The 12,984-nt window shown below is 50.4% G+C and carries 12 protein-coding genes; 2 read left to right on the plus strand and 10 right to left on the minus strand.

Going from position 1 to position 12,984, the window contains the following annotated elements:
- Positions 1–504 precede the first annotated feature (504 nt).
- Together FYJ84_RS03330 and FYJ84_RS03335 are read left to right on the plus strand one after the other, a co-directional pair.
- On the plus strand, positions 505–1,566 hold the full coding sequence (locus tag FYJ84_RS03330) for an aldose epimerase family protein (protein WP_154406130.1): 1,062 nt from the start codon (positions 505–507) through the stop codon (positions 1,564–1,566).
- Positions 1,567–1,707: 141 nt separating this feature from the next.
- Positions 1,708–2,775 carry an HD-GYP domain-containing protein gene (locus FYJ84_RS03335; RefSeq protein WP_205764078.1) on the plus strand — a complete coding sequence of 356 codons (1,068 nt, stop codon included), beginning with the start codon at positions 1,708–1,710 and terminating at the stop codon, positions 2,773–2,775.
- Between the two features lie 490 nt (positions 2,776–3,265).
- Here FYJ84_RS03335 and atpC read toward each other — a convergent pair whose 3' ends face one another.
- From atpC to FYJ84_RS03385, 10 genes are all read right to left on the minus strand, one after another.
- Entirely contained in the window at positions 3,266–3,694 is a 429-nt protein-coding gene (gene atpC / locus FYJ84_RS03340; RefSeq protein ID WP_154406132.1) for an ATP synthase F1 subunit epsilon, read from the minus strand.
- A gap of 3 nt (positions 3,695–3,697) precedes the next feature.
- Positions 3,698–5,110 (minus strand): F0F1 ATP synthase subunit beta, encoded by a 1,413-nt coding sequence (gene atpD / locus FYJ84_RS03345; protein ID WP_154406134.1) that lies wholly within the window; start codon positions 5,108–5,110, stop codon positions 3,698–3,700.
- Between the two features lie 12 nt (positions 5,111–5,122).
- Positions 5,123–5,971 carry an ATP synthase F1 subunit gamma gene (atpG, locus tag FYJ84_RS03350; RefSeq protein ID WP_154406136.1) on the minus strand — a complete coding sequence of 283 codons (849 nt, stop codon included), beginning with the start codon at positions 5,969–5,971 and terminating at the stop codon, positions 5,123–5,125.
- Positions 5,972–5,990: 19 nt separating this feature from the next.
- Positions 5,991–7,526 (minus strand): F0F1 ATP synthase subunit alpha, encoded by a 1,536-nt coding sequence (atpA, locus tag FYJ84_RS03355; protein ID WP_154406138.1) that lies wholly within the window; start codon positions 7,524–7,526, stop codon positions 5,991–5,993.
- A gap of 23 nt (positions 7,527–7,549) precedes the next feature.
- Complete coding sequence (atpH, locus tag FYJ84_RS03360; RefSeq protein WP_154406140.1) at positions 7,550–8,092, minus strand: ATP synthase F1 subunit delta; 543 nt, start codon at positions 8,090–8,092, stop codon at positions 7,550–7,552.
- Positions 8,086–8,589, minus strand: coding sequence for a F0F1 ATP synthase subunit B (gene atpF, locus FYJ84_RS03365; RefSeq protein WP_235901333.1), 504 nt, complete (start codon positions 8,587–8,589; stop codon positions 8,086–8,088). Before atpF ends, atpH begins: the two co-directional genes overlap by 7 nt.
- Positions 8,590–8,630: 41 nt before the next feature.
- Positions 8,631–8,882: a F0F1 ATP synthase subunit C gene (gene atpE / locus FYJ84_RS03370; RefSeq protein WP_154406142.1), complete on the minus strand. Its 252-nt coding sequence runs from the start codon at positions 8,880–8,882 to the stop codon at positions 8,631–8,633.
- A 53-nt stretch (positions 8,883–8,935) separates the two neighbouring features.
- Complete coding sequence (atpB, locus tag FYJ84_RS03375; protein WP_154406144.1) at positions 8,936–9,607, minus strand: F0F1 ATP synthase subunit A; 672 nt, start codon at positions 9,605–9,607, stop codon at positions 8,936–8,938.
- Between the two features lie 79 nt (positions 9,608–9,686).
- Positions 9,687–10,067, minus strand: coding sequence for a hypothetical protein (locus FYJ84_RS03380; RefSeq protein ID WP_154406146.1), 381 nt, complete (start codon positions 10,065–10,067; stop codon positions 9,687–9,689).
- A gap of 544 nt (positions 10,068–10,611) precedes the next feature.
- A complete protein-coding gene (locus FYJ84_RS03385) occupies positions 10,612–12,585 on the minus strand; it encodes a methyl-accepting chemotaxis protein (RefSeq protein WP_154406148.1) in 1,974 nt (657 codons plus the stop codon).
- Positions 12,586–12,984 lie beyond the last annotated feature (399 nt).

A 12,984-nucleotide genomic window follows, 5' to 3' on the forward strand; every position in this document is an offset into this window, starting at 1 on the left:
TCTCCTTTTCACTAAGCGTCTTTCACACAACCCTCATGTCATCCGCCATCCCCTATGGCGGATAAATTTCCTTCATACCCTCCTCTTTTTTTAATCCGCACCCCTGATACGAAAGCCCCCTTGCTGCCTCCTGTCCGGTCATGCATAAAGAAAAAGATTCTGAAAATACACCATTTTTTTAGTATTTCCTCATCTCACATCTTCGTTATCTGTATAATACTCCATTTTAAATAGCTTGTCAATAACTTTTTGTGTCCGTGCACATTTTATTTTTGTAAGTTTTTTGAACAAAGCTGTGCCATCGTGCACAGCTTGCTGGAAGCCCTTTTTCCATGCTATATCAGGTGAAAAATGGCACACAGACCTTCCTACCGGTATCAGGGGATTTTCATAGCATGAAAACCATTTCAGTTTTCACTATTTTTTTTGACTACCCTGCCTTCCCCGTGGTATAGTCAGAGTAGGAGATTTTTTCGACATTAAAGGCAAAAGAGGGGATTCTTTATGGCAGAAATCACAAAATCTGAATTTGGCAGGCTGCAAAACGGCAGCATGGTTTATCTCTACAGGCTGAAAAATAGCAGCGGCGCCAGTGCCGGCATCATTACCTACGGTGCAAGGCTTCAGAGCTTCCTGGTACCTGACAAAAATGGCAAAATGCAGGATATTGTGCGGGGCTTTGACGATGCCGCAGGCTACGAAGCCGAAGCCTTTTACATGGGGGCCATCGTAGGACGCCACGCCAACCGCATCCAGCATGCCAGGGTTACTATAAATGGCACTGATTATCAGCTGGAGGCAAATGACGGGCCACGCCAAACCAACAGCCTCCACAGCGGCAGCCGGGGCTTTCACTGCCAGCTGTGGGGGGCGGCTGAGCAGGAGGGCAAGCTGGTAATGACCTATTTCAGCCCGGACGGGGACGGCGGCTTCCCGGGCAATTTCAAGGTGCATGTGACCTACGAGCTGACTGAGGACAACGCACTGAGGATTTCTTATGAGGCATTTTCCGATGCGGATACCATCTGCAACCTGACCAACCACAGCTATTTCAACCTGAACGGCTGCCAGGATGGCAGCATCCTCGGGCACAGGCTGCAGATTTTCGCTGACCGCCTGACGGAAGCTGATGCAGAGTCCCTGCCAAATGGCACAATCTACCAGGCGGCAGGCACACCTATGGATTTTCGCCAGCTGACTGCCATCGGTGAGCGCATTGATGACAGTTTCCAGCAGCTGCAGTGGGGTGCAGGCTACGACCACAACTGGATTCTCAGTGACCAAAAGGAAACCAGCCTTCACAAAGCTGCCTATGCAGAGGGAGACAAGAGCGGCATCAGCCTGACTGTCTATACGGACCTGCCTGGCTTGCAGTTCTATAGCGGCAATTTCCTTGACGGCACGCCTGGCAAGGGGGGCATAAGCTACGGAAAGCGCAGCAGCTTTGCCCTGGAAACCCAGTATTATCCCAACTCCCCTGCCCATCCGGAATTTCCGCAGCCAATCCTGAAGAAGGATGAAACATGGAAATCCGTCACCGTTTTTGCAGCAGGGACTGTCAAATAAAAACTAGTCAAAAATAAGGAGACATTCCACTACTTATGTCCCCTTATTTTTTTTCTCCAAATATGATAGGATATTATATATAAATGTCTAATACAATATACGATATATACATATATAGCAAGTAGAAAAGGAGATTCCATTATGAAAGCTCTAACAGTCGGCCAGCTGCAGGCAGGTATGGAACTAGCCCGTACCGTTGTCAACGATGATATGGTTGTCATTCTTTCAGAGAACACCCTGCTGACCAAGGCACACATTACCAGGCTCAGTTTTCTGAATATCCCGCAGGTCTATGTCAAGGATGAGTACGAGCTCAGCCCGAATTATCAGTCTGTCATGACCATATTCAACCGCAGCAACGCCTTTGCGGCTGAATACAGGGAGGTTATCCGCGAGGTCAACAACATTTTTGAAGCAACTACCAACAACGGAGAAATCCCAGTGGAGAAAACCCAGACATTGGTGCAGGATTCCCTTGCCCCAATGTCCAAGCAGAGCGGTGTTATTGACTACCTGTACGGACTTAACCACATGGCTGATGACCTGTATAACCATTCCATGCGTGTTTCCATCCTTGCCGGTGTCATCGGCAAATGGATGTACAAGAAGGCCAGCGTGGTCAATGAGCTGATTCTTGCCGGTTTTCTGCATGATATCGGCAAGACAAAGTTTCCGCCACGCCTGCAGTCACGCCGGGTAGAAACCTTGAATGGTGAGGATTTTGAGCGTTATATGCAGCATACTATTGACGGCTCCCACCTGCTGAATGAAAACAAGAAGATTCCTGAGGGCGTCAAGCTGGCGGCACTGCAGCACCATGAATGCATGGACGGCAGCGGCTTCCCTTTTGCCACCAAAGGGGAAGAAATTCATGAGTATGCAAGGATTATTGCCATTGCTGATTTGTACGACAATATCACCACTGAACGAGAGGGCTTTGTGCGCCAGACTCCTTTTACGGCCATTGCCAAAATCACGGAGCAGATGTACACCAAGCTGGACCCTACTATCAGCGTGGCAATCCTGAAGCGCATCAAGGATGCCTTCCTGGGCTCTACCGTAGTGCTGAACAACGGTCTTGCCGGTACTATCATCAACTATCCTCATGACTTTGCCGAGCATCCGCTGGTACGCATCGACCAGGACAATGTTATTGACCTGAACCAGCACAAGGGAATTAAGATAGTTGAATACAACCCAAAACAATAATGTAAATTTCAGTTTATACAACGGTCGGCAGTAGCAAGTTTCGTCAGCCTCCCGGCTCCTCCTTTTCAGGCTTGCTCGTAAAGCAGGATTAGCTGCTACAGCTTCATACTAACTGAATATCGTGGTATTATTTTGTTGTATCTGTTCAGACAAGAAAGGGATGGGTTGCGGCATGTGCCATCAGAAACCTTTGTTGTGCCTCGGTGCTTAGTGATTCGCGAGCCGTCAGGCGAAGCGAGAACTTAGCATCCGCTAGGCACAACTAGGAGCGAGAGCGTGTTTCTGAGGGCACTGCCGTAGACCATCCCACTTTAATCTGAACAGAGTCCGCGAAGTATCAAATTACGTCAGTATATGCACGAAGTAACAAACCAGCACTACGACAAACCGAAATTTAAAAAGTCGCAGTATGGGAGTATCATGCTTCCGTACTGCGACTTAACTGCTATATTATAGGCTGAAATAGCCTATTTTTTTGCATTATGTACCGTTATGCCACCGGGTTGCCGGAAGCAGTCAGACGCGCCATGGCGCGATGCAGGGCAGCCTCGGCCCGCTGGCCGTCCACAGGGCACTCAGCGGAAGAAGTGCAGTTCTTGAACTCCTCCAGGCGCTTCCTGGCACGGTCATAAGCCTTCTGGGCTCTCAGCACATCAATCTCCACAGGCAGCTCGGCAGCAGAAGCCAGCACGGTAATCTTTTCCGGCTGCACCTCCATAAAGCCGCCAGCCACGGCAATCAGGGACTCGTTGCTGCCAATCTTGACACGCATGGCATGAGGCACCAGGCCTGTTACCAGCGGCGCATGATGAGGCAGGATGCCCAGCTCACCGGCTGTGGAACGGACAATCAGCATATTTATATCGGCTGAGTAAACAACCTTGTCAGGAGATACAATCTCTAGCTTGATAGTAGCCATTGATTAGCCCTCCTTCTTCAGCTGCTCCGCCTTTGCAATAACTTCCTCGATGCCGCCCACCATGTAGAAGGCAGCCTCCGGCAGGTCATCATACTTGCCCTCAAGAATTTCCTTGAAGCCGCGGATAGTGTCACGCAGCTCTACATACTTACCAGGAGTGCCGGTAAATACCTCTGCTACGGCAAACGGCTGGGACAGGAAACGCTGTATCTTTCTGGCACGGGCAACAGTCAGCTTATCCTCGTCGGACAGCTCCTCCATACCCAGAATAGCGATGATATCCTGCAGCTCCTTGTACTTCTGCAGCACAGCCTGCACGCCGCGGGCTACCTCATAATGCTCCTGGCCGATAACATTCGGGTCCAGGATACGGGAGGTGGAGTCCAGCGGGTCCACAGCAGGATAAATACCCAGCTCGGCAATCTGACGGGAAAGTACAGTGGTTGCATCCAGATGGGTAAATGTTCCGGCAGGTGCAGGGTCAGTCAGGTCATCCGCCGGCACATATACGGCCTGTACGGAAGTGATGGAACCCTTCTTGGTGGAGGTAATACGCTCCTGCAGCGCACCGATATCGGTGGTCAGGGTAGGCTGATAACCTACTGCGGAAGGCATACGGCCCAGCAGTGCGGATACCTCGGAACCAGCCTGAATGAAACGGAAAATGTTATCGATGAACAGCAGCACGTCCTGGCCCTGCACATCACGGAAATACTCAGCCATGGTCAGGCCGGTCAGTGCCACGCGCATACGGGCTCCTGGCGGCTCGTTCATCTGACCGTATACCAGCGCAGTCTTGTCGATAACGCCGGACTCGGTCATCTCGGACCACAGGTCATTACCCTCACGGGTACGCTCGCCTACACCGGCAAATACGGAATAACCGCCGTGCTGGGTAGCGATGTTATGGATAAGCTCCATGATAAGTACGGTCTTGCCTACACCGGCACCGCCGAACAGACCGATTTTACCACCGCGGGAGTAAGGCGCAATCAGGTCAACGACCTTGATGCCGGTCTCCAGAATCTGGGTGGAAGTTTCCTGCTCATCAAACTTTGGAGCTGGACGATGAATCGGCCAGAACTCCTCGTTGCCAACAGGGGCAGGATTGTGGTCAACAGTCTGACCAAGAATATTAAATACTCGACCAAGGCAGGCGTCACCAACCGGCACCTTGATAGGCGCGCCGGTATCAACAGCCTCCATACCGCGTGTAAGACCATCAGTAGAGCTCATGGCGATGCAGCGGGTAACGGAGTCACCCAGATGCTGCATAACCTCTACTACCAAGTCAATGTTCACATCGCCGGCTTTACCCTGGATTGTAACTGCATTGAGGATTTCCGGCAGCTGGCCTGCTGGAAATTCAATATCTACGACAGGTCCGATTACCTGTACGACTTTACCCTTTGCCAATGGTAAACCCCCTTATTTCAGTGCCTCAGCACCACCCACGATTTCAGTAATCTCGCGGGTAATGTTGGCCTGACGAACTTTGTTATAATGCAAATCAAGTTTTGCGATAAGCTCCTGTGCATTGTCAGTAGCGTTGCTCATAGCGTTCATGCGGGAACTGAGCTCGCTGGCTGCTGACTGCAAAAGAGCGGCATAGATTGTAGTAACCAGATACTGCGGCAGCATGAAGCCCAGCACCTCGGCGGCACTTGGCTCATAGATGTACTCTGCATGGGAGCCGCCCTCCCCTGCCAAATCGCTGAAAGGCAGGAGCTTGACGGTTTCCGGCACGCAGCTGATAGCCGACACAAAACGGGTATATACCATGTAGATTTCCTTGACCTCGCCATCAGCAAAGCGGCTGATAAGGTCATTGGCAATCTCCTTGGCATGCTCGTAGGAAGGACGCTCGCTGATGCCTGCATAGGACTTAACCACATCATAGCTGCGATTCCTGAAGAAGGTATCTGTCTTGCGGCCCACGGCAACAATCTCCGTAGACGCCTTGTCCTCCACCTGTGCCACAGCCTCCTTGAAGGCGTTGCTGGCATAGGCGCCAGCCAGTCCCTTGTCGGAAGCCAGCACCAGGATGAGGCGCTTGCCCTCAGTACGCTTCTCCAGCAGCGGATGGGAAAAATCCCCGGCATTGGCGGCAATATCCGATACTACCTGTGCCATTTTATCTGCATAAGGCTTGTTGGCAACAGCCGCCTCCTTTGCCCGGCGCAAACGGGAGGTTGCTACCATGTTCATAGCATTTGTGATTTGCTGAATACTCTTTACGCTCTTGATACGACGGCGTATATCCTGTAAACTAGCCAAATAAAATCACCTCGCTGCCTTATGCCATTTTATATGTTACGGTTTCCTTAAATTCCTCAATAGACTTGGAAATAGCGGCTTCCAAAGCATCATCCAGCTTCTTCTGCTCCGCAATCTTCGCACCAATCTCAGGATGCTCGTTGTGCATGAACTTGATATAGTCTGTCTGGAAGGTAACAACCTTCTCCACAGGAATATCGGTCAGGTAGCCACGAACAGCCGTGAAGATTACCAGTACCTGGTCCTCAACGGACATAGGGGAATACTGGGCCTGCTTCAAGGTCTCAACCATGCGGACACCGCGGTCCAGCTGTGCCTTGGTAGCGGCATCCAGGTCAGATGCAAACTGGGAGAAAGCTGCCAGCTCGCGGTACTGTGCCAAATCCAGGCGCATGGTACCTGCAACCTGCTTCATAGCCTTGATCTGGGCAGAACCGCCTACACGGGATACGGACAAGCCTACGCTGATAGCAGGACGGATACCGGAATAGAAAGCATCGGTCTCCAGCATGATCTGGCCATCAGTAATGGAAATTACGTTAGTTGGAATGTAGGCGGAAAGGTCGCCTGCCAGAGTCTCGATGATTGGCAGGGCAGTAATAGAGCCTGCACCCAGGTCATCAGACAGCTTTGCAGCGCGCTCCAAAAGGCGGGAATGCAAATAGAATACATCGCCCGGATATGCCTCACGTCCTGGCGGCCTGCGGAGCAGCAGGGACATAGCACGGTATGCAGCTGCGTGCTTAGTCAGGTCATCGTATACGCAGAGGCAGTGACCGCCCTGGCCCTGCTCGTTCTTCTTGTACATGAAATACTCAGCCATGGCAACACCGGCATAAGGAGCCAGGTACTGCAAAGGCGCAGACTCAGCAGCGGTAGCAGCTACCACGATGGAATACTCCATGGCGCCTGCATCCTCAAGATTCTTTACTACACGGGCTACGGTAGAAGCCTTCTGACCGATAGCCACATAAATGCAGATACAGTTCTGGCCCTTCTGGTTCAGAATGGTATCTACAGCAATCGCAGTCTTACCAGTACCGCGGTCACCGATAATCAGCTCGCGCTGGCCGCGGCCGATTGGTACCAGGGCATCCAGTGCCTTGATACCGGTCTGCAGAGGCTCATGTACAGACATTCTGTCTGCAATACCAGGAGCGTTGAACTCTACAGGACGGGTTTCCGTAGTGTTGATAGGACCCTTGCCATCAATAGGACGGCCCAGGGCATCTACTACGCGGCCAATCATGGCCTCGCCTACTGGAACCTGCATGATAGTGCCGGTTCTCTTTACCTCGGCACCTTCCTTAATCTCGGTCTCGCCACCGAGAATAACGGCACCGACGTTATCCTGCTCCAGGTTCAGAACCAGGCCATATATATTGTTACCAAAATCCAGCAGCTCACCTGCCATAGCCTTGTTCAGGCCGTGGATATGGGCGATGCCGTCACCGATTTCGATAACAGTGCCAACCTCATCAACATTCAGATCAACAGCATAATTCTTGATCTGATCTTTGATGATGGCAGTTATTTCTTCCGGATTCATTTTCATACTTCGCTGTCACCCCAATTTTATCAATTACTTGCCATTAATTCAGCCTTGAGAGCCTGCAAGCGGCCGGCAACACTGCCGTCAATGCGGGTATCACCGATTTTTACCACAATGCCGCCGATGATGGACTTGTCATTGTGGGTACGGAGCGCAACCTTTTTGCCGGTTACGGACTCCAGCTTGCTGCTCAGGCGAGCCTTCAGCTCTGCCTTCAGGTCATAAGCAGTGGTAACATCGGCAATGATGATACCCTGTGCCTTGTTGGACAGCTCCTGATAGCAGTCGTTAATGGCCTCTAGCAGCCCCATGCGGCGCTTGTCAACCAGCAGAAGCAGAAAGTTCATCATCAAAGGTGAAACCTGGGACTTGAGGAGCTTCAGGAGCACCTCTTTCTTGTCCTGGGGCTGTATCTGCGGATTTGTCAGGAAGTCCTTCAGTTCAGCCTGGGAAAAAACAGCCTGGCTTACCTCGTCAAGCTCCTTGCCGTATTTCTCAAGCTTCTTTTCGTCTTGGGCAATCTCAAAAATTGCCATCCCGTATTTACGGGCAAGCTGTATATTTAGCATGGCAAATCACCAATCTTGTTCTTGTCCAGCTGTTCAATGAATTCGCTGACAAGAGCTTCGTTTTCAGCAGCATCCATATTCTTGGAAACAATCTTCTGAGCTGCGGCCATTGACAGGGCTACCATCTGCCCCTTCAATACCTCCACAGCCTGGGCACGCTCCCGCTGAATCTGCTCTTCGGCATTCTCCTTCATCTGCTTGATTACAGCCTGAGTTGCCTGGATTTTCTCAGCATGCTCGTCCTGGGCGCGCTTCTCGGCCTTGTCCATAATTTCCTGGGCCTTGGTGCGTGCGGTGGCAAGCTGTGCCTTGTACTCCTTCAGGGTAGCTTCGGCAGCTGCTGCATCCTCATCAGCTTTTTTGATGCTGCCGGCAATACGCTGGGAGCGTTCCTCCAGCATCTTTACAATCGGCTTGTAGGCAACCAAACGGAGAACGACAACCAGAATCAAGAAGTTCAGCATCTGAGCAACCAGTGTTGCATTAATATCTATCAATTCTATTGCCTCCTCTAAAAATCACACCACAAATAGCTTTCTTATTTGATGAGTGGATTTGCAAAGAGCATGATCAGGGCAATAACGGTTGCGATAATTGCCATGGACTCTACCAGACCGATAGAAATCAGGGTGTTGGTGAACAGTACGTTCTTTGCCTCAGGCTGACGAGTCAGGCCCTCGATGAACTTGCTTGCTACAAGGCTATCGCCGAGACCGGCACCAATTGCTGCCAAACCCATAGTAATACCTGCGCCCAGCAGAGCGGCTGCTACCATAATTGCGTTTTCCATTAGAAAAATCCTCCTCTAAGTAAATCAATAAATAATAACTGAAATGGGAACTACTATTCTTCACTTTCCTTGACCGCGTTGGCTAAGTAAGCCAGGGACAGGCTGGTGAAGATGAATGCCTGAACTCCGCCGATAAAGATACTGAAGGCCAGCCATACCACAGATGGTATCGGCATCCAGATTGGCACCAGCTTCAGCAGGATGATGATGAGAATCTCACCTGCCATGATGTTGCCGAATAGACGGAAGGACAGGGTGATAGGCTTTGCTACCTCCTCGATGGCGTTGATGACCACGAAAGGCGCTACCGGCTGGAAGAAATGCTTGATGTAGTGCATTCCCTTCATGTAGATGCCGAGAACATGGACAATGAGTACCATCAGCAGAGCAAGCCCCAGTGTGGTGTTCAGATCATTTGTCGGTGATGCCATCCTAGGCACCAGACCAAGCCAGTTGGAAATCACCAGGAACAGGAACAGGGTAACGATCAAAGGCGTCAAAAAATCGCCTCTGGTTCCCAGGTTGTTGTGTACCTGCTCGCGGAGCCAGACGATGAGCATCTCAACTACATTCTGGGCGCCTGTCGGCACCAGCTTGAGACTCCTGGAGGCCAAAAAAGCAATCAAAATAACGATTGCCATGGTAATCCAGGTCATCACCAAGGTTTCCCAATTGAAGGTCAGGCCGGCAAACTGCACTGTTTCGCGAACACCAATTTCGTGCATATACCTCTACCTCCTTTTTGGTGCAGTGCGCTGTCTTGCAGGGCAGCGACTGTCACACCCCTTGAAATTTCATGACATTTTATTGGCGAAAAAGCTTCCTGTTTGCCAGCATCAGGAGCACCATGCCCAGCACATAGACAATGCCGAAGCCTGCCACCGTAGCAAGAAACTGCCCAAAGGACACCTGAATTGCCGCCCAGAACACAGCTCCCATCAGCAAGAGCCGCAAAATGGCTCCTACCACCACCTGCTGCTTTGCCTGAGACACAGTCATATCCGCACTGCGCCACAGCCTGCCAAACATTACGCCATACCAGACCAGCCCTGTGGCATAGCCTGCCATCAAACCGCCTAAAAGCTCCGGCCTGCCCATGCCCCACAGGGTGCTTGCGCACAGCAGGGTACAGACCGCCAGCGCCTTCAGCAGCTGCCTGGTACCTGTCAATAAAATTTCCCTCATATTCCTCCTCCGACGAAATATCGTCATCGTTTGAATATTATTTAAATCAGCGGACAAAGTAATTTGCCCATTGACCATGACATTATACCATAAATTTTGCTAACAATACACTGCTAAAGCATAAATTTTAAAAATAATTTAGGGGAATTTTACTTTGCCATTATGGATGTATGAAAGTTGAAATTCTGTAATGTGTGCCATGAAATTTTGTGTGATATACACTATGCAATCTGCATTAATTTGCATTAATCTGCACTCTGTTCAGACATAAAAAGGGACAGGCAGCGGCAGTACCCATAGAAAACCCGCTCTCGCTCCTCGTTGTACCTAGCGGATGCTAAGCTCTCGCTTCGCCTGGCGGCTCGCGACTCGCTAAGCACCGAGGTACAACAAAGGTTTTCTTTGGGTACATGCCGCACCTGTCCCTCTCTTGGTCTGAACAGATACCACAAAATGATAAATCGCTATTTATCCCGCGTTACATCCATATCAAATTCAAGTCACGCCACATGACTCAATATTTAATGCACACGATATTGCATTCCTAGACGCGGAATTTGCCGATAGCCTCCTGCATTTCCATGGCAAGGTCTGCCAGTGACTTGGATGCTGCCGCAATCTCCTCGTTGGAAGCCGACTGCTGCTCCGTCTCACTGGAAATAACCTTGGTATTATCTGCCGTCTTGCGGCTGATGCTGTCAATTTCATCCACCGCCTGCACGATTTCCGTAGCACCATTGGATACTGTATCTACAGAAGACTGAATTTCCGCCATCTGCTTTTGGATATCGTTCACCATATCCAGAATTCCCTGGAACTGAGCACCGACCTGGCGAATAGCCTTGGTGCCATCCACCACCTCGCTGGTACCCTTTTCCATGGCATCCACTGTTTCCTGCGTATCAGCCTGAATACTGCCAATGCGATTTCTGATTTCCTCGGCAGAGCTCTGGGACTCAGCTGCCAGCTTGCGGACTTCCTCTGCTACTACGGCAAAGCCTCTGCCTGCCTCGCCAGCCCGTGCCGCCTCAATTGCCGCATTCAGTGCCAGCAGGTTTGTCTGGTCGGAAATTGAGGAAATCGCCTCCACAATCTGACCGATAGCCTGGGAATTTTCCCCCAGCTTCCTGACCATAGCTGCCGATGCCATAACATTTTTCTCAATCTCCCCCATGCGGAGAATAGCCTCATCCATCAGCCGGGAACCTTCCTGAGCTGCAGCTGCCGTATCACTGGATGCCTGAGTAACTGTTTTTGCCTTGGCTGCCATATTGCTGACATCATTGAACACTGAATCCACATTTTTCTTTGCCTTGTCGATATCATCCAGCTGAATATCCATGTTTTTGCTTACCTCGCCGGCAGTATCTGCCACCTGGACAGCACTCTCTGCAGACTGGCTGGCATTGGCTGTCAGCTCCTCCGAAGATGCTGCCACCTGCTCCGAGGTGCTTGCCATCTTGGTAATCAGCTTGCGCAGATTATCGCTCATGGCATTAAAGGATTGTGCCAGATGGCCGATTTCATCCTCAGAATCTATAACCACATTATCCATGTGCAGATTGCCCTTGGACAGCTGCTCAGCATGATTCTTCAGCTCCAGCACAGCACCGGTAATCTTTGCCGACATCTTCAGGCACATAGCAACCGTCAGCAAAATTCCCGCCAAAGTCAGCAGGGAATAAATCAGCTTCATAGTGTTTACAGCGTCAAATACAAACGCCTCATCAACGCTGACACAGGTAATCCAGCCGCTGACAGGCATGGTGGCATAAGCAATTACCTTGTCCGTGCCATTTATATCAGCAAAGAAAACACCTTGCTTATTTTCCAGCATTTCCTTGAAGTGCACGCCGATGCCATCGGCCTCGCTGATATTATTCATAACCAGCTCCTGCCGGTCTGCTGCCAGCACATTGCCGTTTGGCTCAATAACATAGCTATCGCCTTCGCCACGATACTTCATGCTAGCTGCCTGCTGCTGCAAGGTGTCCAGCGTTACATCTGCACAAACAGCACCAATAAAGCTGCCACCTGGCTTTACAGGCGTAGCTGCTGTAACAACCATTTTTTTGGAGCTGCCGTCCTGGTAAGCCTCCGTTACCAGCAGGTCACCTGAATTCAGCTGCCTGGTATCCTTGTACCAGTCACGGGTACGGGGATCCAGCTCCGCCGTAATATCACCATCATGATAGCACAAAAATCTGCCATCCTCGCTGCCATAGGAAATATCCAGTATCTCCTTGTCATTGGCGGCCGTTCCCAGCACTTCCCTAAGCTGCTGAGCCGGATTGCCCTGCAGGGATTCCAGCATGCTGGCTGTGTGTACAGCTGCCATACCCTTGCTGCGGAGCCAGCCATCCATGTCATTGGTGCTGGCAGCAACCACCGCCTCAAATTCCTTTTCCACGCTGCTCTCCAGATTGGTATATGCCGTATAGAAGCCGATCACGGAAATAACCGCCATAAACAGCCCTGCCAGTCCGGACAACAGAAAAAATTTCCTGCGTAAATCCATATTCACCACCCCTAAGAACCAAAAATTATGACACCTGAAAAAAGCCCCCTATATCACCTCGCATGATACTTGAATATTCTAACATTTGAAAAATAAAACATATACAGCACCTAATATTATTATCTCACTTGTAATTGGGCAAGTCAATTGACATACGACATATTTCTAAAAATACAATATACATGTAATAAAAATACACCACAGCAGAATAATATTAACTACTGTGATGTAACGGGCAATATTTTCACACTATCATTTTGCTGTATCTGTTCAGACAAAAAAGGACAGGGTGCGGCGTGTGCCTTCAAGAACACCTTTGTTGTGCCTCGGTGCTTAGCAATACGCGAACCGAAGGTGAAGCGTGAGCTTAGCATCCGCTAGGCACAACTAAGAGCGAGA

It is taken from the genome of Anaerovibrio slackiae, assembly GCF_009695585.1.
Classification (GTDB): Bacteria; Bacillota; Negativicutes; order Selenomonadales; family Selenomonadaceae; genus Anaerovibrio; species Anaerovibrio slackiae.

What these genes read in the sequence shown, in the direction of transcription:
- atpC (WP_154406132.1), bottom strand. Translation starts at nt 3,694, where the DNA reads ATGGCTACTATCAAGCTAGAGATTGTATCTCCTGACAAGGTTGTTTAC.
- atpA (WP_154406138.1), bottom strand. Translation starts at nt 7,526, where the DNA reads ATGAAAATGAATCCGGAAGAAATAACTGCCATCATCAAAGATCAGATC.
- FYJ84_RS03335 (WP_205764078.1), top strand. Translation starts at nt 1,708, where the DNA reads ATGAAAGCTCTAACAGTCGGCCAGCTGCAGGCAGGTATGGAACTAGCC.
- FYJ84_RS03330 (WP_154406130.1), top strand. Translation starts at nt 505, where the DNA reads ATGGCAGAAATCACAAAATCTGAATTTGGCAGGCTGCAAAACGGCAGC.
- atpE (WP_154406142.1), bottom strand. Translation starts at nt 8,882, where the DNA reads ATGGAAAACGCAATTATGGTAGCAGCCGCTCTGCTGGGCGCAGGTATT.
- FYJ84_RS03385 (WP_154406148.1), bottom strand. Translation starts at nt 12,585, where the DNA reads ATGGATTTACGCAGGAAATTTTTTCTGTTGTCCGGACTGGCAGGGCTG.
- atpB (WP_154406144.1), bottom strand. Translation starts at nt 9,607, where the DNA reads ATGCACGAAATTGGTGTTCGCGAAACAGTGCAGTTTGCCGGCCTGACC.
- atpH (WP_154406140.1), bottom strand. Translation starts at nt 8,092, where the DNA reads ATGCTAAATATACAGCTTGCCCGTAAATACGGGATGGCAATTTTTGAG.
- FYJ84_RS03380 (WP_154406146.1), bottom strand. Translation starts at nt 10,067, where the DNA reads ATGAGGGAAATTTTATTGACAGGTACCAGGCAGCTGCTGAAGGCGCTG.